The 22,785-nt window shown below is 34.3% G+C and carries 24 protein-coding genes; 12 read left to right on the plus strand and 12 right to left on the minus strand.

Annotated features, from left to right (window positions below; genetic code table 11):
- Window positions 1-138 precede the first annotated feature (138 nt).
- The 6 genes from J6569_RS09195 to J6569_RS09220 all read right to left on the minus strand — a co-directional run bounded on the left by J6569_RS09195 (window position 139) and on the right by J6569_RS09220 (window position 2,175).
- The gene (locus tag J6569_RS09195) at window positions 139-411 is read right to left on the minus strand and encodes a PAAR domain-containing protein (RefSeq protein WP_065590731.1); all 273 of its coding nucleotides are present in this window, start codon (window positions 409-411) and stop codon (window positions 139-141) included.
- Complete coding sequence (locus J6569_RS09200) at window positions 408-1,046, minus strand: DUF6708 domain-containing protein (protein WP_296318301.1); 639 nt, start codon at window positions 1,044-1,046, stop codon at window positions 408-410. Before J6569_RS09200 ends, J6569_RS09195 begins: the two co-directional genes overlap by 4 nt.
- Complete coding sequence (locus tag J6569_RS09205) at window positions 1,001-1,264, minus strand: hypothetical protein (RefSeq protein WP_296318302.1); 264 nt, start codon at window positions 1,262-1,264, stop codon at window positions 1,001-1,003. The genes J6569_RS09200 and J6569_RS09205 overlap by 46 nt, the downstream gene beginning before the upstream one ends.
- A gap of 26 nt (window positions 1,265-1,290) precedes the next feature.
- On the minus strand, window positions 1,291-1,413 hold the full coding sequence (locus J6569_RS09210; RefSeq protein ID WP_296318303.1) for a hypothetical protein: 123 nt from the start codon (window positions 1,411-1,413) through the stop codon (window positions 1,291-1,293).
- Window positions 1,414-1,430: 17 nt separating this feature from the next.
- Window positions 1,431-1,595 carry a hypothetical protein gene (locus J6569_RS09215; protein WP_296318304.1) on the minus strand — a complete coding sequence of 55 codons (165 nt, stop codon included), beginning with the start codon at window positions 1,593-1,595 and terminating at the stop codon, window positions 1,431-1,433.
- 238 nt (window positions 1,596-1,833) lie between these two features.
- Window positions 1,834-2,175 (minus strand): hypothetical protein, encoded by a 342-nt coding sequence (locus tag J6569_RS09220; RefSeq protein WP_296318305.1) that lies wholly within the window; start codon window positions 2,173-2,175, stop codon window positions 1,834-1,836.
- A 366-nt stretch (window positions 2,176-2,541) separates the two neighbouring features.
- Here J6569_RS09220 and xerD point away from each other — a divergent pair, with 366 nt between their 5' ends.
- The 5 genes from xerD (at window position 2,542) to J6569_RS09245 (ending at window position 7,927) form a co-directional block, all read left to right on the plus strand.
- Entirely contained in the window at window positions 2,542-3,456 is a 915-nt protein-coding gene (gene xerD, locus J6569_RS09225; RefSeq protein ID WP_296206915.1) for a site-specific tyrosine recombinase XerD, read from the plus strand.
- 25 nt (window positions 3,457-3,481) lie between these two features.
- Window positions 3,482-4,180 carry a bifunctional protein-disulfide isomerase/oxidoreductase DsbC gene (dsbC, locus tag J6569_RS09230; RefSeq protein WP_296318306.1) on the plus strand — a complete coding sequence of 233 codons (699 nt, stop codon included), beginning with the start codon at window positions 3,482-3,484 and terminating at the stop codon, window positions 4,178-4,180.
- Window positions 4,181-4,254: 74 nt separating this feature from the next.
- Complete coding sequence (gene recJ, locus J6569_RS09235; RefSeq protein WP_296318307.1) at window positions 4,255-5,991, plus strand: single-stranded-DNA-specific exonuclease RecJ; 1,737 nt, start codon at window positions 4,255-4,257, stop codon at window positions 5,989-5,991.
- Between the two features lie 119 nt (window positions 5,992-6,110).
- On the plus strand, window positions 6,111-7,490 hold the full coding sequence (mpl, locus tag J6569_RS09240) for a UDP-N-acetylmuramate:L-alanyl-gamma-D-glutamyl-meso-diaminopimelate ligase (protein WP_065561549.1): 1,380 nt from the start codon (window positions 6,111-6,113) through the stop codon (window positions 7,488-7,490).
- A 77-nt stretch (window positions 7,491-7,567) separates the two neighbouring features.
- Window positions 7,568-7,927: a helix-turn-helix transcriptional regulator gene (locus J6569_RS09245; protein ID WP_065605767.1), complete on the plus strand. Its 360-nt coding sequence runs from the start codon at window positions 7,568-7,570 to the stop codon at window positions 7,925-7,927.
- A gap of 61 nt (window positions 7,928-7,988) precedes the next feature.
- Here J6569_RS09245 and J6569_RS09250 read toward each other — a convergent pair whose 3' ends face one another.
- Together J6569_RS09250 and J6569_RS09255 are read right to left on the minus strand one after the other, a co-directional pair.
- A complete protein-coding gene (locus tag J6569_RS09250) occupies window positions 7,989-9,356 on the minus strand; it encodes an L-serine ammonia-lyase (RefSeq protein ID WP_296318308.1) in 1,368 nt (455 codons plus the stop codon).
- 289 nt (window positions 9,357-9,645) lie between these two features.
- Window positions 9,646-10,932, minus strand: a complete 1,287-nt coding sequence (locus tag J6569_RS09255; RefSeq protein ID WP_366941260.1) for a serine/threonine transporter — start codon at window positions 10,930-10,932, stop codon at window positions 9,646-9,648.
- Between the two features lie 397 nt (window positions 10,933-11,329).
- Between J6569_RS09255 and proS the strand changes: the two genes are divergently transcribed.
- Both proS and J6569_RS09265 read left to right on the plus strand, forming a co-directional pair.
- Window positions 11,330-13,051: a proline--tRNA ligase gene (gene proS / locus J6569_RS09260; protein WP_065605765.1), complete on the plus strand. Its 1,722-nt coding sequence runs from the start codon at window positions 11,330-11,332 to the stop codon at window positions 13,049-13,051.
- A 201-nt stretch (window positions 13,052-13,252) separates the two neighbouring features.
- Window positions 13,253-14,704: a M48 family metalloprotease gene (locus tag J6569_RS09265; RefSeq protein ID WP_296318310.1), complete on the plus strand. Its 1,452-nt coding sequence runs from the start codon at window positions 13,253-13,255 to the stop codon at window positions 14,702-14,704.
- 66 nt (window positions 14,705-14,770) lie between these two features.
- Here the strand turns inward: J6569_RS09265 and J6569_RS09270 are convergent, their stop codons facing one another.
- Window positions 14,771-15,433: a histidine phosphatase family protein gene (locus J6569_RS09270; protein ID WP_296318311.1), complete on the minus strand. Its 663-nt coding sequence runs from the start codon at window positions 15,431-15,433 to the stop codon at window positions 14,771-14,773.
- A gap of 23 nt (window positions 15,434-15,456) precedes the next feature.
- Entirely contained in the window at window positions 15,457-16,440 is a 984-nt protein-coding gene (gene rluC / locus J6569_RS09275) for a 23S rRNA pseudouridine(955/2504/2580) synthase RluC (RefSeq protein ID WP_065590658.1), read from the minus strand.
- 146 nt (window positions 16,441-16,586) lie between these two features.
- On the opposite strand from rluC, the gene dsbB reads away from it, so the two are divergent.
- The 4 genes from dsbB (at window position 16,587) to rapZ (ending at window position 19,463) form a co-directional block, all read left to right on the plus strand.
- Window positions 16,587-17,120 carry a disulfide bond formation protein DsbB gene (gene dsbB / locus J6569_RS09280; protein ID WP_065590657.1) on the plus strand — a complete coding sequence of 178 codons (534 nt, stop codon included), beginning with the start codon at window positions 16,587-16,589 and terminating at the stop codon, window positions 17,118-17,120.
- Window positions 17,121-17,198: 78 nt separating this feature from the next.
- Window positions 17,199-17,855 (plus strand): bifunctional tRNA pseudouridine(32) synthase/23S rRNA pseudouridine(746) synthase RluA, encoded by a 657-nt coding sequence (gene rluA, locus J6569_RS09285; protein ID WP_065590656.1) that lies wholly within the window; start codon window positions 17,199-17,201, stop codon window positions 17,853-17,855.
- A gap of 84 nt (window positions 17,856-17,939) precedes the next feature.
- The gene (locus J6569_RS09290; protein WP_174798967.1) at window positions 17,940-18,533 is read left to right on the plus strand and encodes an XTP/dITP diphosphatase; all 594 of its coding nucleotides are present in this window, start codon (window positions 17,940-17,942) and stop codon (window positions 18,531-18,533) included.
- Between the two features lie 81 nt (window positions 18,534-18,614).
- Complete coding sequence (gene rapZ / locus J6569_RS09295; protein ID WP_174798966.1) at window positions 18,615-19,463, plus strand: RNase adapter RapZ; 849 nt, start codon at window positions 18,615-18,617, stop codon at window positions 19,461-19,463.
- Between the two features lie 3 nt (window positions 19,464-19,466).
- Here rapZ and J6569_RS09300 read toward each other — a convergent pair whose 3' ends face one another.
- Both J6569_RS09300 and envC read right to left on the minus strand, forming a co-directional pair.
- Window positions 19,467-20,285 (minus strand): divergent polysaccharide deacetylase family protein, encoded by an 819-nt coding sequence (locus tag J6569_RS09300; RefSeq protein WP_174798965.1) that lies wholly within the window; start codon window positions 20,283-20,285, stop codon window positions 19,467-19,469.
- Window positions 20,285-21,493: a murein hydrolase activator EnvC gene (gene envC, locus J6569_RS09305; protein WP_065590652.1), complete on the minus strand. Its 1,209-nt coding sequence runs from the start codon at window positions 21,491-21,493 to the stop codon at window positions 20,285-20,287. Before envC ends, J6569_RS09300 begins: the two co-directional genes overlap by 1 nt.
- Window positions 21,494-22,020: 527 nt before the next feature.
- Here envC and J6569_RS09310 point away from each other — a divergent pair.
- Window positions 22,021-22,305 carry a hypothetical protein gene (locus J6569_RS09310; RefSeq protein WP_296300865.1) on the plus strand — a complete coding sequence of 95 codons (285 nt, stop codon included), beginning with the start codon at window positions 22,021-22,023 and terminating at the stop codon, window positions 22,303-22,305.
- Window positions 22,306-22,785: the final 480 nt, after the last annotated feature.

A 22,785-nucleotide genomic window follows, 5' to 3' on the forward strand; every position in this document is an offset into this window, starting at 1 on the left:
CAGTTTGATTCATTTCTGACTCTCCTTTTTGTGTTATAAAATAACTCAAACGTCAGATTAAGTAAAGACTATTACACCAAAAATTCATTTTTTTAGCATCAGACAACGGAGCTGGCAGTAATGTTAAATCGATAGACATTAACTTTTTCCTACCTCGGATATTGATGAGATTAAAGAACAACCACAACTGCTTTTATGACCATCTAAAGCGACTTGCTTACCTTGATCGGAAAAAGTTGATTCACCCTCAATAATAGGATTAATTCCATGGCCTTTTATTGGACAACTGACTAAATCCCCCACTCGAGCAACGGGTTTGCCTAAAACTGTCATTGTCGATGAAGCAGTAATGACTTTTCCTCCATGATCTGTCAAATCGCCTAACCGAATAACTCCGCGTAATTTACTCATGTTTCATTTCCTTTATTTTTTATATTATTAATTTCCACCTTTTGATATTGTGCATCTATTTTCTGATACTCTTCAAGCGAGCTAGCTTTGGATTTTTTGTCAATTTCTTCTGGCCAGTTGACTTTGATTGGCCATGTAAACTCATCTTCTGGCATCAACTCCCTATCCAAATTATTATCCGAAAACGCCATATAGCTATTTATCCACATCCATTCGTAATAGTTTAAACTGCTATAGGCTGCTAGTAGAAAGTGGTCAATCACTTTAGTGGTATTAGGCTCGCATACTACACATTCTAGACGATAGCTTCTAACCATTCCGCCACTAGCAAGAGGAACTGATACTGAGGTCATACACCCTTGAATATCTGCCCAATTAAACTCTTTAACCGTTATCTCTTTAGCTCTAAAGGGTGAACGAATAAGAATTATCCATGCTCCAAAATATAAGATAAAATGTTCATAAACATAAACTTTACCTGTTTTTCGATTAAAACGAATAGGACAATCTTCGGGGGCAAACAGTGTATTTAGTAAGAATTGAAAAAGAAAATAAGCGACAAATAATAATAATAAACTAACTGATATTGTTAGGATTCTACCATCAATTTCTGTAATAATAACGAAAACGCCCATATATAAAGCGAATAATGATAGTAAAACAAAAATTGAGGAAAAAAATATTGTAATCCAACGAGCAAAATACCCCCCCCTAAACGCCGAGAAAATTCACAATAATCATCATTAGCATAACGTAATTTTTTATTATTACTTAAATGTAATTTTGTTGTATATACCCATTTATGCAAATCCTGTCGCCATGCGGAAACTTGCGGTTGATATTTGGATGGCATTATTACGTTCTCCCTTTTTTGTTTTTTTAATTGATAATACGTTCAATGTGTAGTGGCGATTTGGCGTCTTTACCTTGCCAGTAATGTAATATGCCAATCACTTTTTTCGCTTTTACCCTTAATTCGGCAACTTTTTGGTCTATCGCCACGGTACTTTGGAGATTATTTATTCCTTAATTTTTTTATACTCGGCATCTATTTTCTGATACTCTTCAAGCGAGCTGGCTTTGGATTTTTTGTCGATTTCTTCTGGCCAGTTGACTTTGATTGGCCATGTGAACTCTTCTTCTGGCATCAACTCCCTATCCAAATTATTATCCGAAAAGGCCATATAGTTATTTATCCACATCCATTCGTCATAGCTTGGCTACCAGCAGTCAACAAATACATAAACATACCCTTTACGTAACATTCTTAAGGCATACGTATGCTTCGTTAATGCCACGTTAGGGCGCCTATTAGCCAATTTAGGCACATTTTTTGTGCCAACCTACGTGCTAAGCACGAGGATAACACCACTTGATAATGGGCTTCATCTTTATTAACCGATAACTGACTAAACTCGGTAATCACCCATGCAAGGTGCGTTTATTACTCAACGTGGGCAAATCACTTAATGAGCGGATAGCGGAAGTTAATGGTTTGTTGATAACAGGATTAAAGGAGAAGGTCGATTTTTGATTAAGAAAGGAATCAGGCGATAAGGTTTTGTCAGTACTGGTAAAAGTAATCACATAACGCCAAGGCTGGTTTAACGACTCATCAACCTCAACATGTAAAACCGAAATCGGCGCCTCCAGCGCGTCAACCGTTAAGGTATAGCGATTATGGCTAACCCCACTCAAACCCGCCATTAAATCGCCAAAACCTTCACCAAGTTGCTCCAGAAGACGATTAAGTTCGTTTGACATGCTTTTCCTCCTCCTTATATCCAATTTTAAAATCAGTCTATCTATTTAATTATTTTTTATACTCAGCATTACTGAGTTCAAGCAACAGACAGCTTAGCTAAAAAGCATACACAATTTTAGTGTGAAATTTAATCTTTTTTTTTTTAAAATGTTAAATGAATGTTGTTTAATATGAATAATTTCTGTTAGTTAAGCAAGTAATTGACAGCTACTTAACCTTTTTATTGAATAAGCGATTTAAATAACCTGACTTTTGTTAATGTGTAGAAATTTGTACAACTAAAAATAGCAATTTTTACTTAAACTGCAACTTATTGACAGCTAGTATATAATATAAAGAATAAACGTAATGTAGAGATAATTTTGATGTCTAGCCAAGATACACCTGCCCAAAATAAAATGTTAATAGACCGTTTTCTAGATTCATTGTGGCTAGAAAGGAACTTAGCTGAAAATACCATTGCTTCTTATAGACTTGATTTGTTAGCATTAAGTCAATCTTTACAACAACAAAATGTCACATTCCTAACAACTCAAGCACTTAATTTACAAAACTTTTTAATGCAACGAGTAGAAGATGGGTATAAAGCAAGTAGTTCAGCACGTTTGCTTAGTGCAACTAAACGTTTTTTTCAGTATTTATATCAAGAAAATTATCGCACTGATGACCCTTCTGCAGTATTATCATCCCCCAAACTTCCTAAAAAATTACCTAAAGACTTAACTGAATCGCAAGTCGATGCGCTACTAGAGTCGCCAAGCATAGAAGATCCCATTGAACTTAGGGATAAAGCGATGTTGGAAGTACTTTATGCCACCGGTTTACGCGTATCTGAATTAGTAAATTTAGAAATTAGCGATGTTAGCTTACGTCAAGGTGTAGTAAGAGTAATTGGTAAAGGTAATAAAGAGCGCTTAGTCCCACTTGGAGAAGAAGCAATTTATTGGCTTGAATATTATTTTAAATATGCAAGAAATGATCTTTTAAAAAATGGACCTATTGATGTGCTTTTTCCAAGCCGATTAGGAAAAAAAATGACACGACAGACTTTCTGGCATCGAATTAAATATTATGCCATACTAATCGGTATAAATATTGAAGCACTTTCTCCTCATGTGCTTCGACATGCTTTTGCAACACATCTTCTTAATCACGGAGCAGATTTGCGCGTCGTTCAAATGTTGCTTGGGCATAGCAGTTTATCAACTACACAAATTTATACACATGTTGCAACAGAAAGGTTAAAACAGTTACATAGTAAACATCATCCTCGAGCATAGAATTGACAAAAATAAGGATAATTGAATGAAAAAATTAGTTATATGTTTAGGTTTAGCGTTAATTTCAAGTTCAGTATTAGCAAATAATAATGAAATTGCAAAAGCTTTAGATAAATTTGGTTACGATAGCAAAGAATCAAAAATTTTTGATAGTCCAATTAAAGATTTTAAAAGCGTTAGCACACCAGAAGGTATTGTATACGTTAGTAAAGATGGTAAATTCTTAATTCAAGGCTCTATTTTTGATTTACAAGGTGATGAACCAGAAAACATTGCTAACAGCATCAATCTTAGCCTAATAAAATCAATTGAAAAAGATGCCATTATTTATAAAGCTAAAAATGAAAAATACATCATTTCAGTATTTACTGATTATACTTGCCATTACTGTAAACTGTTACATGAAAATATTGATAAGTATTTAGAAGCGGGTATTTCAGTTCACTATTTTGCATTCCCTCGAGCAGGTGCTAACAGTGATGTTGGCAAAAACATGCAATCTATTTGGAGCATGGCTGACCGCAAAGCTGCATTTGACAATGCATACAAAGGTAATACAATTTCGCCAGCAAGCAGCATGATACCTTATGTAACACAACAATTTAATGTCGGTAAAAAGTTAGGGATTGGCGGCACACCTGCAATTGTCTTACCTAACGGCCAACTTGTTTCAGGTTACGTGCCTGCAGATAAACTAATTGAATTTCTTGATCACAAAAACTAAATAAAAATTATTGTTACTAAAATGTAAATTAAAATGAAAACACATGTTAGCGCAAATGCGCTAGCATATAAATTATGAAAAAAAGTAAATTAAAACATCGCAAATTACCTGAAGTACTTCCAGAATTTTCTGATGATATTCCGTTATTATTACAACGGATTTATGCATTGCGTGGTATTACTAGCATGCAAGATCTTGATTATACCACACGCAATCTATGTAATTACGATAAACTAGATGGTATTGAAAAGGCAGTCGAAATTCTTTATTCAGTAATGAAAAATAATCAGCAAATCATGATTGTTGGTGATTTTGATACTGATGGTGCCACCAGTACTGCTTTAACCATCAGAGCCTTAAAAAATATGGGCTACCAATTTGTTGATTATATCATTCCTGATCGCTTTAATGATGGATATGGATTAAGTGTTTCGGTTGTTAAAAAAGCCATTTTACAAAATGCACAACTTATTATTACCGTTGACAACGGAATATCTGCTATTGAAGCTGTCGATTTTGCTAAGCAATCAGGATTGTCAGTCATTATTACTGATCACCATTTATGCCCTGAGCTACTACCTAATGCCGATGCCATAATCAATCCTAATTTACCTAATTGTACATTTCCATCTAAGCATTTAGCTGGGGTGGGTGTAGCTTTTTACTTTATGCTAGCTTTACGAGCAAAATTACGGCAAGAAAATTGGTTCTCCGACAACAATTTAGCTGAATATAATGTAGCAAATTTATTAGATCTAGTTGCTTTAGGCACTATTGCTGACGTGGTTAGACTTGATCATAACAACCGTATTTTAGTTCATCAGGGTATAAACAGAATACGAGCTGGCTATTGTTGTGAGGGCATCAAAGCCTTATTACAGGTATCTAAAAAAGATCCTATTAATCTTACGTCTACCGATTTAGCTTTTTATATAGCGCCACGATTAAATGCAGCAGGTAGAATGGATAATATGTCATTGGGAGTTGAATTACTACTTTGTGATAATTATGATTCAGCAATTAACAAAGCTATGGATTTGGATAATCTCAATAGTGATCGAAAGTTAATTGAGCAAATGATGCATAAAGAGGCCTTATCATTCATTCAAGAAATTGAAAAACAAAATATCACAATTCCTAATTCACTCGTGTTTCATCATCCAGAATGGCATCAAGGCATTATTGGGATCTTATCGTCACGTTTAAAAGATAAATATCATCGACCAGTCATATCTTTCGCTTCAACAGAAGATGGTTTTCTAAAGGGCTCCGGACGTTCAATTAAAGGCGTTCATTTACGCGATCTTCTTGATGAATTAAATCAGAAAAATCCTGATCTAATAATCAGTTTTGGAGGTCACGCAATGGCTGTTGGGTTAACTATTCGAGAAGAAGATTTAGAACGTTTTAAAAATAATTTTGAAACACTTTTAGATGCACGCTTAGAACCAGATTTGCTAGAACCAATTATTGAAACTGACGGTGAAATAGATAGCCAAGATCTTACTTACGAAATCGCCAAACAATTAAAAGAATCAGGACCATGGGGAGAAGGATTCTACACTCCCATTTTTGACGGTGAATTCATTATTCATCAACAGAGATTACTTTCAGACAAACATCTAAAACTAGTACTAGAACCCCAAAACGGTGGTCCACTTATTGAAGGGGTCTTTTTTAATGTAAATAGACAACTATGGCCTGATCAATCGATAAAAAATGTGAAAATAGTATACCATTTAGATGTTGATGAATTTCGTGGCAACCAAGCTCCACTATTAATGGTTCGGCATCTATGGCCACTCGCATAAACAATCAGAATCGATTATAATTACAAGGTTGCTCTGAATTTACATCTGTTTACCAATCAAATAAGCAATGGTTACCCAATACTATCGATATAACTTTTATACAATGTTAAGGATTCAAAATGCATATTCATATTCTTGGAATTTGTGGCACATTTATGGCAGGGATTGCTTTAATAGCTCGCTCTCTAGGTCATAAAGTAACGGGTTCAGATAAAAATGTTTACCCACCAATGAGCACACTTTTACAAAAAGAACACATTGATATCATTGAAGGATATGATCCATCACAACTGACATCAAGACCTGATTTAGTCATTATTGGCAATGCGCTATCAAGAGGTAACCCTTGTGTAGAATATCTTTTAGATAATAACATTCCTTATATTTCAGCACCTCAATGGTTACATGACAATGTATTACGGGATCGTTGGGTCATAGCTATTGCTGGAACTCATGGTAAAACTACAACTGCGGGTATGGTCAATTGGATTTTAGAAAAGCAAGATTACAAGCAAGGATTCGTTATTGGTGGTGTACCGGGTAATTTTGATGTATCCGCAAGATTAGGTGAAGGCAATTATTTTGTTATTGAAGCAGATGAATATGATTGCTCGTTCTTTGATAAACGTTCAAAATTCATGCATTACTGCCCAAAAACACTTATCATGAATAATCTAGAATTTGATCATGCAGATATTTTTGATGATCTCAGTTCTATTCAAAAACAATTTCACCATTTAGTTCGTTTAGTGCCAAGCAATGGATTAATTATCTCACCACAAGAAGATGTAAATTTAAAACAAGTATTAGCTAAAGGTTGTTGGAGCCAAAAAGCATTCACAGAATCAGAAAACGGCTGGTTAGCACAACGTATGAATAATGATGCGAGTCATTTTGCGGTTTACTTTAACAATAAAAAAGTAGGCGAAGTAAAATATTCATTAGTTGGCGAACACAATATGCATAACGCACTAATGGCAATTGCAGCCGCCCATAATGTGGGCATTGAGCCTGCTGATGCTTGTTTAGCACTAGGTTCTTTTGTCAATGCTAAAAGACGATTAGAGCTTTATGGTGAAGTTAATAATATTGAAATCTATGATGACTTTGCCCACCACCCAACTGCAATTTTAGCCACATTAGAAGCATTACGCAGTAAAATAGGAGCTAATCGTCGCATTCTAGCCGTACTTGAACCACGCTCAAATACGATGAAATTAGGGGTATCTAAAGATGAACTAGCCCCATCACTTGGTCGAGCTGATGAAATTTTTATATTCCAACCAGAACAATTACCTTGGCTAGTGGCTGATGTGGTTGATGCTTGTATTCAACCCGCTTACTGGAGTGGTGATATTGATTTGTTGGTTGAAATGATCACAAAATCAGCTAAACCAACCGATGCAATTTTAATTATGAGTAATGGTGGCTTTAATGGTATCCATAAAAAGATTTTAGAAAACTTAAAGAAGAAACAAATAAAAAACCAAGAACAATAACCGCTAGTCTAAAAATAATATAAATAGCAATATGATATATGCCACATCATGTGGCATATCAAAAAAAAGGATATTTCATGAATGAAACTACCGACATGATTGCTATGCTATGTCGTAGAATAAAATTAGCCAGAATTGAGAAAAATTTATCTCAACTAGAACTTGCGCAAAAATCCAAAATTGGCATTGCCACAATAAAACGTATTGAACAAGGCGAATCAATTACATTACAAACATTAATTTCCGTCCTCCGTGGATTAGGCGAACTTGATCAGCTTAATAATTTACTTGCCTATAACGAAGTTATCCATATTGCCTCAGCAGAACAACCAAAACGAAAAAGAAAACAACGAAAAGTAAAAACTGAACGGGTAGATGTACTAACTGAAAATGATTTCTTGCGCTCTAAAGTTAATACTATGCACTGGAAACATTAAATACAATCTAATGTCTCGCCGATTTTACAATCGGCGAATTCGACAGAAAAATAGCAACACCCTAATTACAATGAACCGTAATTGCTAGCCCACCACGCGATGTTTCTCGATATTTTGCATTCATATCCTTTCCTGTTTCATACATCGTTTTAATAACTTTATCTAAAGATACTTTTGCTGCAGTAATTCGTCTTAAAGCCATTCTTGTCGCATTTATCGATTTTACTGCGGCAATGGCATTTCGCTCAATACAAGGAACCTGAACTTGGCCTGCAACTGGATCACAAGTCAAGCCTAAGTTATGCTCCATTGCTATTTCTGCCGCCATGCATACTTGTTGAGGATTACCGCCTAAAAGCTCAGCAAGTCCTGCCGCAGCCATAGAACAAGCAACGCCAACTTCCCCTTGACATCCCACTTCTGCACCAGAAATAGAAGCATTTATTTGATAAAGTTGTCCTATTGCGCCACAAGTTAGAAAGAAACGAATATAAATATCAGGTGTAACTGGATTAATAAATTTATCATAATAAGCGAGCACAGCAGGTATAATACCACATGCACCATTTGTTGGCGCAGTAACCACTCGTCCTCCTGCTGCATTTTCCTCACTAACTGCAAGCGCAAACATATTTACCCAATCAATAATCACCATTGGATCACTAATAAATTTATCCTTAGTGGTAGACAATTGACGGTATAACGAAAACGCACGACGAGGAACTTTAAGTGGTCCTGGTAATAGCCCTTCTGTATTCATACCTCGTTTGATACATTCCAAAATAGTTTGCCCAACACGAGAAAAATAGGATTCAATTTCTTCATAAGAGTGTATTTGCAACTCATTTTTCATCATAATACTAGAAATTGATAATGAGTTATCTTCACAATGTTTTAATAATTGCTCAGCTGAAGCAAATGGATAAGGAAATTTTACTGAATCCTGCTCTTGTTGACCAAATTGCTCTTCTTCAACAACCTGGCCACCGCCAACAGAATAATAAGTTTTCTGAAAAACTAATTTATCGCCGCTATATGCACTCAAAGTCATACCATTTTCATGTAATGGTAAAAATTTAGAATGAAACACCATACAACTTTCCAACGGAAAATCGATTTCATAACGATCATTGTAAATAGATAACCGCTGAGTTTGGCTAAGTTTTTCGATAACACTTGGAATACTATCAATATCAACAGAATCAGGTTTTTCGCCAGCTAATCCCATAATAATAGCAATATCTGTTTGATGACCTTTGCCTGTTAACGACAAAGAGCCATAAACATCAGCCACAATTTTTGTTACTGATGCCATCATATTATTACTGATTAGTTGATCTATGAATGCCTTCCCTGCCCTCATTGGTCCTACTGTATGTGAGCTTGAAGGTCCAATGCCAATTTTAAATATTTCAAATACCGAACTCATATTTTTCCCTTTTGATGCAAAACATAAATTAATACTGCTATCCTAGTGATATCTTTACGAATTAACTTTTGCTAATAAAATAACCAATAATCATCTTGCCACTTACCCCATACTAATACCTAGGTATCACTTTTGAAATTATGAAAATAAGTTTTAATACCCATTAATAGTTAATTCTTGCTATATCGGTAGATTATTTTACTAGTAGCTGTATTTACCTACCAACGAATGCCAGTAGGTTTTATATATTAAATAAACAAGTAAGTGGTAATTACCCATAAATTAAATTTTATAATAAATTATAGATAGCGGCTGAAATTGCAACTAATCCCATAACAACAATAAACACATTACTTAGCCTTCCTTTATATTTTGCTAGTACAGGTAATTTATGAATTGCATACATTGGCATTAAAAACAACAACACAGCTAAAATTGGACCACCAAGTGATTCAATAAGACCTAAAATACTTGGATTTAATGTTGCAACCCCCCAAGCAGTTACAAACATAAAGGCAATAGCTAATTTATCAAGTTTGTTTTCTGAAATTGTTTTATTACGGCTACGCAAAAATTTATTAACAACACCATTAAATCCTTCTTTACCACCTAGATAGTGACCTAAAAACGATTTAGCCATTGCAATAAATGCAATTGGAGGACCAATATACTCAATAACAGGTGAATTAAATCGATTAGCCAAATATGACAACGTTGAGATATTTTGAGCTTTTGCATCTAAAAGTTCAGCAGGCGACAAGCAAAGCGCACAACTAAAAACAAAAAACATCACTGTTACAACCATCATGATATTGCTTGCTGCAATAATTCTAGTACATTTAGGTTCAGCATAAACGTCACCATATTCTTTACGTTTAGCTACCGCTAAAGATGAAATAATTGGTGAATGATTAAATGCAAAAACCATAACAGGAATAACTAACCAAAGTGTCATTAAAATACTTTGTTCTCCGTCACTACTACCAAAAGACAAATTGGTAAAAATTTCACCATTCCACTCAGGAATTAAAAATAACGCTAAAATCATTAAAACGGCAATAAATGGAAAAACTAATATTGACATAACTTTAACAATAAGTTCTTCGCCAAAGTGAACAATTGACATTAAAAATGCAACTAAAACAAATGAAAGTAAAGCTCGTGGTAATGACTCCATTCCTAATTGATGAACCATAAAGCTATCTACTGTATTTGTAATACCAACGCTATATACTAATAATATTGGGTAAATTGCAAAAAAATAAAGTACAGTTATCCAGTTTCCTGCTGTGCGCCCAAAAGCCTCTTCAACAACAACGGTAATATCGCCATCGCGACTTTTACCTGATAATACAAATCGACACAAAGCTTGATGAGCAAAAAATGTCATAGGAAAGGCAAGAACCAACATAACCAGCAACGGAATTAACCCACCGACACCTGCATTAATTGGTAGAAAAAGTACTCCAGCACCAATCGCTGTACCATAAAGGCTAAGCATCCATAACGTATCACTTTTTTGCCATTTAGGTAATTTTGATTCTTTACATGAATCTATTACATTTTCGTTAGTCATTAACGTACTCATTTTGAACTACTCCTCAATCTAAAATTCTGCGCATATGATATCAATTTAATAACTTTTACAAAGTGATCTTTATCACACAAACAACAAAAAATTAAATATAATCAATATGATGAAAAATATCCAATTTGATACCTAGCAAAATAAAAATTAATAAAGTATTAATATTGATACAAAAAAGTAAAACATACTGCCATTCTATAGCCAAATAATCTGTATTTAGCGACTATAATTTAAAAACATACTTTATTAATGCTGAGTTGGAGGTATTACAAGAATTCCATATTAAAAATAACAATAAAATTACTTTAGTGTTACGCTTGGTACTGCTAAACTAGCTCACATTTTTATCATATATATTTATAAATAAATTTTTTAGGATAAATTTATGCGAACCAGTAAATATCTTCTTTCTACGTTAAAAGAAACCCCTGCTGATGCTGAAGTCATTAGCCATCAATTAATGTTACGTGCAGGCATGATCCGCAAAGTGGCTGCTGGATTATATACCTGGCTTCCCACTGGTTACCGCGTACTTAAAAAAGTAGAAAATATTGTCCGTGAAGAGATGAATAAAGCCGGTGCAATAGAAGTATTAATGCCAGTTGTACAGCCTGCTGATATTTGGCAAGAAAGCGGACGTTGGGAACAATATGGCCCTGAATTATTACGTATTAAAGATCGTGGCGACCGTGATTTTGTTCTAGGCCCAACTCATGAGGAAGTCATTACAGACTTACTACGTAATGAAGTTAGCTCATATAAACAATTACCACTTAACGTATATCAGATTCAAACCAAATTTCGAGATGAAGTACGCCCTCGCTTTGGTGTGATGCGTTCACGTGAATTTATTATGAAAGATGCATACTCTTTCCATACTACACAAGAATCATTACAAGAAACTTATGATGAAATGTATAAAGCCTATAGCGCAGTTTTTACACGTGCTGGTTTAAACTTTAGAGCGGTGCGTGCTGATACAGGATCAATTGGTGGTAACTGGTCACATGAGTTCCAAGTATTAGCCGACAGTGGCGAAGATGATATTGTTTTTTCAACCGAATCTGATTATGCGGCTAACATAGAAATGGCTCAAGCATTAGCACCAACACAAAAACGCGCTGAACCTACAAAAGCAATGGAGTTAGTCGATACTCCTAATGCCAAAACTATTGACGAATTAGTCGAACAATTCAATTTACCGATTGAAAAAACCGTAAAAACCTTGATGGTTAAAGCCACGAAAGAGAGTGGTCATCAATTAGTAGCTTTACTGGTTCGAGGTGATCATACATTAAATGAAATCAAAGCTGAAAAAATCGATATCGTTGCCTCACCACTTGAATTTGCAACCGAAGAAGAAATCCGTACGATTGTGAATGCAGGGCCAGGCTCGCTAGGTCCAATAAATCTAAACATGCCAATTATTATCGATCGTGATGTGGCTGTTATGAGCGACTTTAGTGCTGGTGCAAACATTGACCATAAACACTATTTTAATATCAATTGGGAACGTGACACTGCTTTACCTCGCATTGAAGACATCCGTAATGTGGTTGAAGGAGATATTAGCCCTGATGGCAAAGGCACATTACAAATTAAACGAGGTATTGAAGTGGGACATATCTTCCAACTTGGTACTAAATACTCACAAGCAATGAAAGCAACAGTCCAAGGTGAAGATGGACAAAACCACGTTATGATTATGGGTTGTTACGGCATTGGAGTAAGCCGCATTGTAGCTGCTGCAATTGAACAATGTCATGACGATCGTGGTATTGTATGGCCAGAAGCGATTGCTCCATTTAGCGTTGTCATTATTCCAATGAACATGCACAAATCCGAAAAAGTTCAAGCAACAGCCGAAAAACTTTATGCTGATTTACAAGCTGCTGGCATTGAAGTTTTATTTGACGATAGAAAAGAGCGCCCTGGCGTGATGTTCGCTGATGCGGAACTAATCGGGATCCCTCACACTATCGTAATTGGTGAACGCAATCTCGATAATGGAGAAGTGGAATACAAACACCGTTCCGGTGGTGATAAAGAAATGGTGAAAGTTAACAAAATCATTGAATTTATCCAAAGCCGCCGTCAAAAAGCATAATAAATCCAAGCATAAAAATCAAAATAACAACAACGTATTAATATAGTTGTTGTTATTTTACCAATTCAAGAATAAACATTATTATTCATAACACATATTACATCAAATAAGTTAAACCCTTAATTATAAATTCAAAGTGATATTGTTGTTTTTTTCAGCTAGAATAAATCAACGCAACTCTTATTTTAATTGGTTAGAATAATGTTAAAAAAAACAATCGCATTGGTATTATCCACCTCATTATTATTACAAAGTACATCTATCGTTTATGCTGATAATATTAACCTCCCTGATATTGGTACTGCGGCAGCCACAACGCTTAGCATTGGCCAAGAAATGGAAATGGGCGATTATTATATGCGAATGTTACGAGCAAGTGCTCCCATAATAAACGACCCTGTTTTAAACCAATATATTAATGATCTAGGCAAAAAATTAGTATCAAAATCAGAATCAGTAAAAACGCCATTCCATTTTTATATTATGAAAAGTGACGTACTTAACGCATTTGCTTTTTTTGGTGGAAATGTCGTCATTCATTCTAAACTAATATTAGACACCGACAATGAAAGTCAATTAGCCTCTGTTATGTCTCATGAAATTGGCCATGTCACCCAACGCCATTTAGCCAGAGCAATGGAAAACCAAAACCGTAATAGCCCTTATGTTTGGGGTGCAACATTAGGCTCTCTACTACTAACATTAGCCAATCCCGAAGCTGGCATGGCGGCAATGACAAGCACCATGGCAGGATCAGCTCAAAATATGATTAGTTTTACGCAAAGTAATGAACAAGAAGCCGATCGTGTTGGTTTAAGAACGCTTGCTAAAGCAGGGTTTGATCCTTATGCTTCATCAGAATTTCTACAAAAACTTGCCGATCAAAGCCGATTTAGTAGTAAAGCTCCCGAAATTTTACTTACTCACCCATTACCTAACAGCCGATTAACCGATATTCGAAATCGTTCATTGCAATATAGCAAAAAAAATGTATCTCCGTCATTAAACTACTATTTAGCGAAAGCTCGATTGGCCATATTAATGGCTAAAAATAAAAATACCGCAAAGCTATTAGTTGAAGATTATAAAAAACTAAACAATGAACAAAGTAAAACAGCTATTATTTATGCTAATGCTTTAGCTGATAATCTAAGTGGAAATAATCAAAAAGCGAAACAACAACTACAGCCATTATTAGATAGTGATCCCAATAATATTTGGTATATTGATTTAATGACTGATATTGATTTAGCGCTCAACAATAGCAGCACTGCAATAACTCGCCTACAAGCAGCATTAAAAAAAGCACCAAACAGTTCTGCATTGCAACTAAACTTGGCTAATTCGTATATAAAAAACAAAAACTATCAACAAGCCGTAAGCTTGTTACATCGCTATACTTTTGACCATAATGATGACTCAAATGGATGGGAATTACTCGTTACTGCTTACGGGGGATTACATGCAAGAGCAAAAGAAATGAGTGCTAGAGCGGAATTAATTGCATTAGAAGGTCAATTTCAACAATCCATTCAACTACTACAAAATGCTAAGAATCAAACAAAAGGCGATCAGACAATGATTTCCAAAATTGATGCAAGAATTAATCAATTAAAACAGCTACAAAAACGTTATGCAGCTTATAAACGATAATTTTATTAACAAAACCTTCTCGACTAATTATTTACACACCCATTAGTCGAGAAGATAACAAAATACTTATTTATCAGCTAAATGATCCACATTATTGAAGAATTTTACAGTAAATGTCCCTTCAGATTGTTCATTATCTTGCTTATAATTAACCACACTAATGCTAGTATTTAACATTCGAGGGAAATAATCCTCATCACGATGTAAACGCCAATCACCACCATTTAAAACACAAAGTAATATACGTAATACCGTTCCATGTGACACAACCAAAATATTACCCGTATCTTGAGGTGCATTTTTTACAATAGTATTTAACCCCTGCTTCATACGCAAAAGGGTATCAAAATAATTTTCACCTTGATTGACCGAAGCATCAAAATTAGCAGGATCTGTCAAATAAGTAGTAAATTCTGGAAACTCCTTTTTCAATTGAGGGACTTTCTTGCCTTCCCAAATGCCAAAATCCATCTCACGCAGATCAGCAAGCTCAAAAGTAGGAATAACTATATTATTTTCTTTAACAATATAATCTCGAGTTTCCATAGCTCGTTGTTGTGTACTTGAGTATGCTTGCATAAAAGGCACATTTTTTAAATGTTGTCCTGTCACTTTAGCACCCAAAATACCTTGATCTGTTAAAGGTGAATTTTGAGAACCTTGCATCTGATCTTTAATATTCCACTGCGTTTGACCATGTCTAATTAAATATAAATTAATATCTTTCATTCGTACTAACTACCTTTTTTATTTTAAGATTCCGTTTTTTCATATTTATCTTTTCTTAGATACGACAAGCAAGTCTGCAAAACATCATCCATTGGTGCATTTAATTGCATTTCTTGCAAACTTTTAGGATGAATAAATCTTACACTTGCTGCATGTAAAAATAAACGATTAAGCTTAGTATCAGCTAATAACGCATCAAATTGCCTATCGCCATAACGATCATCAAAAGCAATTGGATGGCTTGCGTATTGAGTGTGTATGCGAATTTGGTGTGTACGCCCTGTAACAGGACTTGCTTTAATCAAAGTGGCAAAATTGAAGCGCTCCTCAACTTTAAAACGCGTTTCAGAAGGCTTACCCTCTTTATCAACCTTTACCACACGCTCACCGCTTTTTAATACATTTTTAAGCAGTGGAGCTTGTATTACTTTACATTCAGAAGGCCAATTCCCCTTAACAAGTGCCAAATAATTTTTTTGCATTTGCTTCAGGCGCAACTGCTCGTGTAACGCTTTTAGTGCTGAGCGTTTTTTGGCAATCAATAACACGCCCGATGTTTCGCGATCTATGCGATGCACCAACTCCAAAAATTTCGCTTCAGGTCTTAAGGCGCGTAATCCTTCAATCACGCCAAAACTTAATCCACTACCACCATGAACAGCAATACCTGATGGCTTATTAATTGCCAACATTACCTCATCTTCATAGATGATTGCCTTTTCTAAATCAGCGACTTTATTAAGCTTGGTCGAAATCTCTGGCGTGGGTTTTTCAGTCATACGAACAGGAGGAATACGAATTTCATCGCCAATATTTAATTTATATTCAGGTTTAATCCGTTTTTTATTAACACGAACCTCACCCTTTCTTAAAATGCGATAAATCATACTTTTTGGCACACCTTTTAAATAGGTGATTAAAAAGTTATCAATACGCTGTGTCGCATTTTCCTCAGAAATAGTAACAAATGAGACTTGTAGTTTTGTATGTGGAACCGTTGAGTGCATAAGGAATGATTAATCCGCCGTCAATAAATAAAATCGTTTTACATTACTCAAAAATAAACTACACTATCGTAGTAAAAATAAGATAGATTATATTCAATATAATTAAAGAAGAAAGATTATAGCGAAATCTGAGGGAATAAAATAGTATGTTATCATTGCTTAATCAATACTCACAAGCTAGATTGGCTTGGTTCTTATTGTTCTTTTCTACTTTTACTTTTGAAATAACCGCACTTTATTTTCAACATGGTTTAGGGCTTGCGCCTTGTACTCTCTGCATTTATCAGCGTTGCGCTATTTTTGGTATCATGTTGGCTAGCATTATTGGAATAATTGCTCCTCGCAACATTTTTGTTCGATTAATAGGTATTTTCATTTGGCTTTTTAGCGCCTATAAAGGCTTTTCATTAGCAACATTTCATGCTCATCTACAATTTGAACCTAATCTAAATGATACTTGCTCAATTAACGTACACTTTCCTACTTGGCTACCATTAGATTCGTGGTTTCCTAGTTTGTTTAATGCTTATGGTTCATGTGCCGATAAAATTTGGACGTTTCTAACAATTGAAATGTCACAATGGATGATTATTATTTTTGCTTGCTATTTTATTGTTGGTTTGGCTGTATTAATATCTCAGTTCTTTTTATCCTCAAAAAATTCAATCTGGAGTAAATGACTTTATTTATAAAACTAGCACTTTTTGTTGAGTTTGTTAGAATGTGTGATAATTTTATTTTACAAACGTCACACATAAATGCTTTTGGAATACCACCCACCTATTGAACCTTGGCTATCGATTTTGCATCAAGACGACCATATTGTGGTTGTAAATAAACAACCGGGTATTTTGTCGGTTTCGGGCAATAAACCTCAATTTATTGATAGTATTATTCACCGATTGCAACAAAAATATAGCTACGTCGAATCCGTGCATCGGTTAGATATGGCAACCAGTGGTATCATGGTTGCCGCACTTTCTAAACTCGCCGATCGAGAGATAAAAAAACAATTTCGTGAACGTATTCCTAAAAAAACCTATATTGCTGTAGTGCATGGGCATCTTGAGCAAGATTCTGGTCGTGTTGAATTACCCCTAATTTGTGATTGGCCCAATCGACCAAGGCAAATGGTCGATTTAGAAAATGGCAAACATGCGCTGACAGAGTATCAAGTCATTTCACGCAATCCAGACAACACAACACGAGTGCAATTATTTCCGTTTACTGGGCGATCACATCAATTACGGGTACATATGCAAGCCATTGGTCACCCTATTTTAGGCGATAAATTCTATGCCCACCCTGAAGCCTTTACTATGTCTAAAAGGCTGCTATTGCATGCTCAATTACTAACAATTAACCATCCTAAAACAGGCGAAAGTATGACGTTTAGCTGCGAACCTGATTTTTAAAAATAGAAATATAAAATTAGCGACCATTATATAAAATCTGCTCATGCGAATAAAAGATAAACAACTGATATAAAGGAAATTAAAATGCAAAAAATTGTTTTAGCAACGAATAATCAAGGCAAAGTCAATGAATTGCAAATATTACTCGCTAATGCAGGTTTTGATATTATTGCACAAAGCCAATTTAATATACCGGATGCCGACGAAACAGGCTTAACATTTATTGAAAATGCACTTTTAAAAGCAAGACATACTGCCAAATTAACTGGACTGTCCGCCATTGCTGATGACTCTGGTTTAGCGGTCGATGCACTTGATGGGCAACCTGGGATCTATTCTGCTCGTTATGCAGGTGAACACGGTAACGACAAAAGTAACAATCAAAAATTACTTAAAGCATTACAAAATATCCCAAAAGAAAAACGTACCGCTTACTTTTATTGTGCGCTAGTTTTTATGCGACACGAAAACGACCCAACACCTATCATCTGCTTAGGAAAATGGGATGGTTTAATTTTAAATGAAGAACAAGGTGATGGGGGATTTGGCTATGATCCACTTTTTTATGTACCAGAACTAGGCTGCACCGCAGCACAGCTAACAAAAGAACAAAAAAGCCAAATATCACATCGAGGTCAAGCTCTAAAACAATTGATTGAAAAAATTAAAACTGCTTAGCAAACTTATTTATACTCGAAATTGCATATCAAGAAGTAAACAGTATATACTTAATACATTAATGATATTGGAGTTAATATTTTGATTGTAATGATAGTAAGTGGTCGCTCTGGATCGGGAAAATCAATCGCCCTACGCGCTCTAGAAGATATGGGATTTTATTGTGTTGATAATATCCCAGTTGCTTTATTACCTCAATTAGCCAACTCATTAAAAAACCACAACACGCCAGTTGCAGTTAGCATTGATATTCGAAATTTGCCTGAACAATTTGATTTTAATAATGATATATTTCAACGTTTGCCCGAATCGGTGACACCTGAAATACTTTTCCTCGATTGTAGTCGTAATACGTTAATTCGACGCTATAGTGAAACACGACGGATACATCCATTAACCAATCAACACTATTCTCTTGAAGAAGCAATAGATCTTGAAGAAAAATATCTAGAACCTTTAAAATCTAACGCAAGCCTAGTTATAAATACCGATGACCTATCAGTACATGAACTATCAGACATATTAAGATCACGTATTTTAGGTAAAAAAGAGCGTGAATTAACCTTTATTTTTGAATCATTTGGCTTTAAACATGGCTTACCCATTGATGCTGATTTTGTATTTGATGTCAGGTTTTTACCTAACCCACATTGGGAAGTGAATTTGCGCCCATTAACAGGATTAGATGAGCCGGTAAAAGAATATTTATTACAACACAATGAAGTATCCAATTTTATCTATCAGACTGCCAATTACTTAAATCAATGGCTACCTTTATTAGAAAAAAACAACCGCAGTTACTTAACCATTGCTATTGGATGTACTGGTGGTCAACATCGCTCTGTTTTCATTGCTGAACAATTGGCCTCATTTTTTAAAGCACAAAACAAACAAGTAAAAATTCGCCACCGAACTTTAGAAAAAAAGTAATGACTATTCTTCTTCAATTTTAAAATTCGATATTTCCTCAATGCGTTTTTTACATTTTCCAAAAATGTCTTTTAGTGTAGTTTTATGATTAACTGAAGCTGGTATTGCCGTAATTAATTGACTTATCTTAACCAGTTCAATATCTGAAGGTAAATTTGCAAGCTTCTGTTTTAATATATTAATCGTTTGTGGATGTGGATGGCCAATAACAATAGCAACACCATTTTTTCGAGCCAATTTTACAGCCAAATCAAATTGCAAGCTAATAGCACTTTCTTTTTGTTGAGCATCTAAAAATACATCACGCGTTAATACTGGGATGTTATAGTAGCTAGCAGCTTTTTTTATTTGAGTCTTACCGATTGTTTTACTATCTAAAAAAAACATCGAATATTGACTTAATGCTTTCATAACTTTTATCATACCAGTAAGATCTGCTGTCATCAAACTTCCCATATGATTATTAGCTCCAATAGCATAAGGCACTTGTTCAACAGCATTTGTCACTATTCGGTTTACTTCAGCTTCATCCATCGAAGGAAATAGAGTGTCTTTTTCTAGTGGCTGTTTACCTAATGGAGCCATAGGTAAGTGAATTAACACATCATTACCATTATTATGGGCTATAGTTGCAATACGTTTAGCATTAGGCGAATTTGGTAAAACTGCAATAGTAATATTAGGAGAAAATGAAATTATTTGCTCTTCATTATGCTGGCGATAGCCAAAATCATCAATGACTATTGCAAGTTTTGCTGCCCATATATAGTTGGAATTTAGCACTAAGAAAATGATAAAAAAAAGGTTAATAAAACAACGCATTACTTTAACCACTCTCTCGGATCAAGTGCCTTACCATCACGGCGAATCTCAAAATATAAAGCAGATATGTTTTTCCCACCACTTGAACCAACCAATGCAATAGGTTGGTCAATATGAATCTTATCACCCACCTCAACTAAAATACGCTGGTTATAACCATATAAACTCATATCACCTTTACCATGATCTAATGCAACAACAAAACCATAACCTTGTAACCAACTAGCCAAGATGACCCGTCCACCAGCAATGGCTTTAACTTGAGCACCATCTTTAGCATTAATCACCATCCCTTTCCAACGTAGCTCACCTTGGAGTGATTCTCCAAATTGATGTACAATATTACCATTCACTGGCCAATTAAACTGATGTTGTGGCTTACCAATACCACTTACGCGAGCCATTAATGCTAGCTCATCAGGATTAGGAGTATAACGAGAATTATTCTGCTTTTCTTCAATATATTTTGCTTGTTTTGCTTCTTCTTCTGCAATACGTCTATTTTTACGTTCAGCTTGAGCAATTTTAGCCTGTAGTTTAGCTTCATTATTACGCAAGTCGGTTAATTTTTGTTGATTTAATTGCATCAATGATTCAAGAGAATTTATCGTGTTTTGTCGATTTTGACGATTTTTTTCAAGTCCTACTTGTTGTTCTTTCTGTTTAATTTGTAATTCTTTATGCAAAACTTGTTTTTTTTGTAACTCAATTTTCTTCTCGATCAATTGGGTTTGAGTATCTTGAAGATTGTGAATTTGCTGTTGTCGTGCTTGATTAATGTAGCTGTAATAAGCAATTATACGATCATTACGTTCGCTCTTTTCGCCCGAAAAAATTAACTCCAAACCAGTTGTTTTGCCTAGTTTAAATGCACTTTCGAGCTGCTTTGATAATATAATTCGTTGATGTTTTTGTTTTATAGTTAATATATCAATTTGTTCAATCAACTTATTGATTTCTTGATCGAGTTTCTTAAGTGATAAGTCATTCTTTTCAATTGAGGTTAGAAGGTTAGCTATTTTGGTTTCTTGTTCTTTAAGATTATTAACCAACTGATTACGCTCTTCTTTTTGTTGTGCTAAACGTTTTTCTTGTTCTTCAATAGCGTGACGTAAAGATTGAAGTTGCTGATTATCATTAGCATATAAAAAACTAATCTTTATTAATCCAACAAAAACAATAACAATAATTTTCTGATAAACAGACATGGCGTTTATATTTATGATTTATAACCAAACAATAATGATAGTATCACTATACCGATAAATGGACCAAGATGCAAAATGAAACCCACACACAAAGTAAGATGATTTGTTTTTTTAATAAAAAATTAGTTTGTTTTGTATCTCATTTCTGAACGGAAAAATGGTATTATTAAAGTGATCTACCCACGACTTTACTAATTTTGAATACAGGTTGAATTAACAATAAACAAACACATAACAACATACTAAAAGCTACTTATTGCGATAATACAGCCGTTGAGCTTTTCTTATACACTTAAAACATATATTATTCATGTTGTTACTAGAATAAGGAACCTGACTAATAACATTATGAATATATTTAAATTTATTATAATCGTATACACCACAACTGAAGGTAAGTTATCGCCAGTCCAATATAGGCAACAATATTACCAGAATAACAAAATAATAGAGGTGGTATGTACGAAGCAATCTGAAGATCCATGACACCTACTCATAACCAAATCAAACCTCAAAAGGAGTCATTAATGCAAGATAACAATAAAATATCAGATGATGAATTGAATCTAATAATTCAGCGATGTGAAAAAGCAACAAAGGGACCATGGATATCATATGTAGAAGGTAGAGATCATACTAGTGGCTCAAATTTTATTCTCACAGGAACTGAATGTAATCGTAGAAAAAATATTGAACTTATTGGTGGAACAATAGATGATCAAGAATTTATTGCACACGCACGACAAGATATTCCAAAATTAATTAATGAAATTAAAAGGTTAAAAAAAATAATCATTAAAAATAAGCAATAAATATGATCGTTTTTTGATTCTATATTTGGGCTATACGTATTTATTTAAAAATTAATCAGTTTTTATTAACAATAATATTTATAAATTAACAATATCAAATAAAAGGTTATTTTTCTTATATAATAAGTTAAAACGATAAGGTAATATTACATATATACACTATGTAATATTTTAATTTACATCAAAAAGATGGAAATTTTGGTATTAATATAAAATGTTTCATCATTTTATTTTTTATAACAAAAAAAGATAAATCACAACAATGACTAAGCCTTAATACTTATACATGAGCAATATTTTAGGAGTTAGAATGCTTAAATCAAAATATAATGTTCCAAAAAATATTGATAAACGTATTTCAAAGTTACAGTTAAAAATAGATTCAAACAATTCTTATATTGATTTTTTGAAAAAATATAATGTAGTTGTTTTTGATACTGAGGTTAATTTTGACTACTGTATTGATTGTGATGGAGAATC

It is taken from the genome of Gilliamella sp. (genome assembly GCF_024104075.1).
GTDB classification, from domain to species: domain Bacteria; phylum Pseudomonadota; class Gammaproteobacteria; order Enterobacterales; family Orbaceae; genus Gilliamella; species Gilliamella bombi.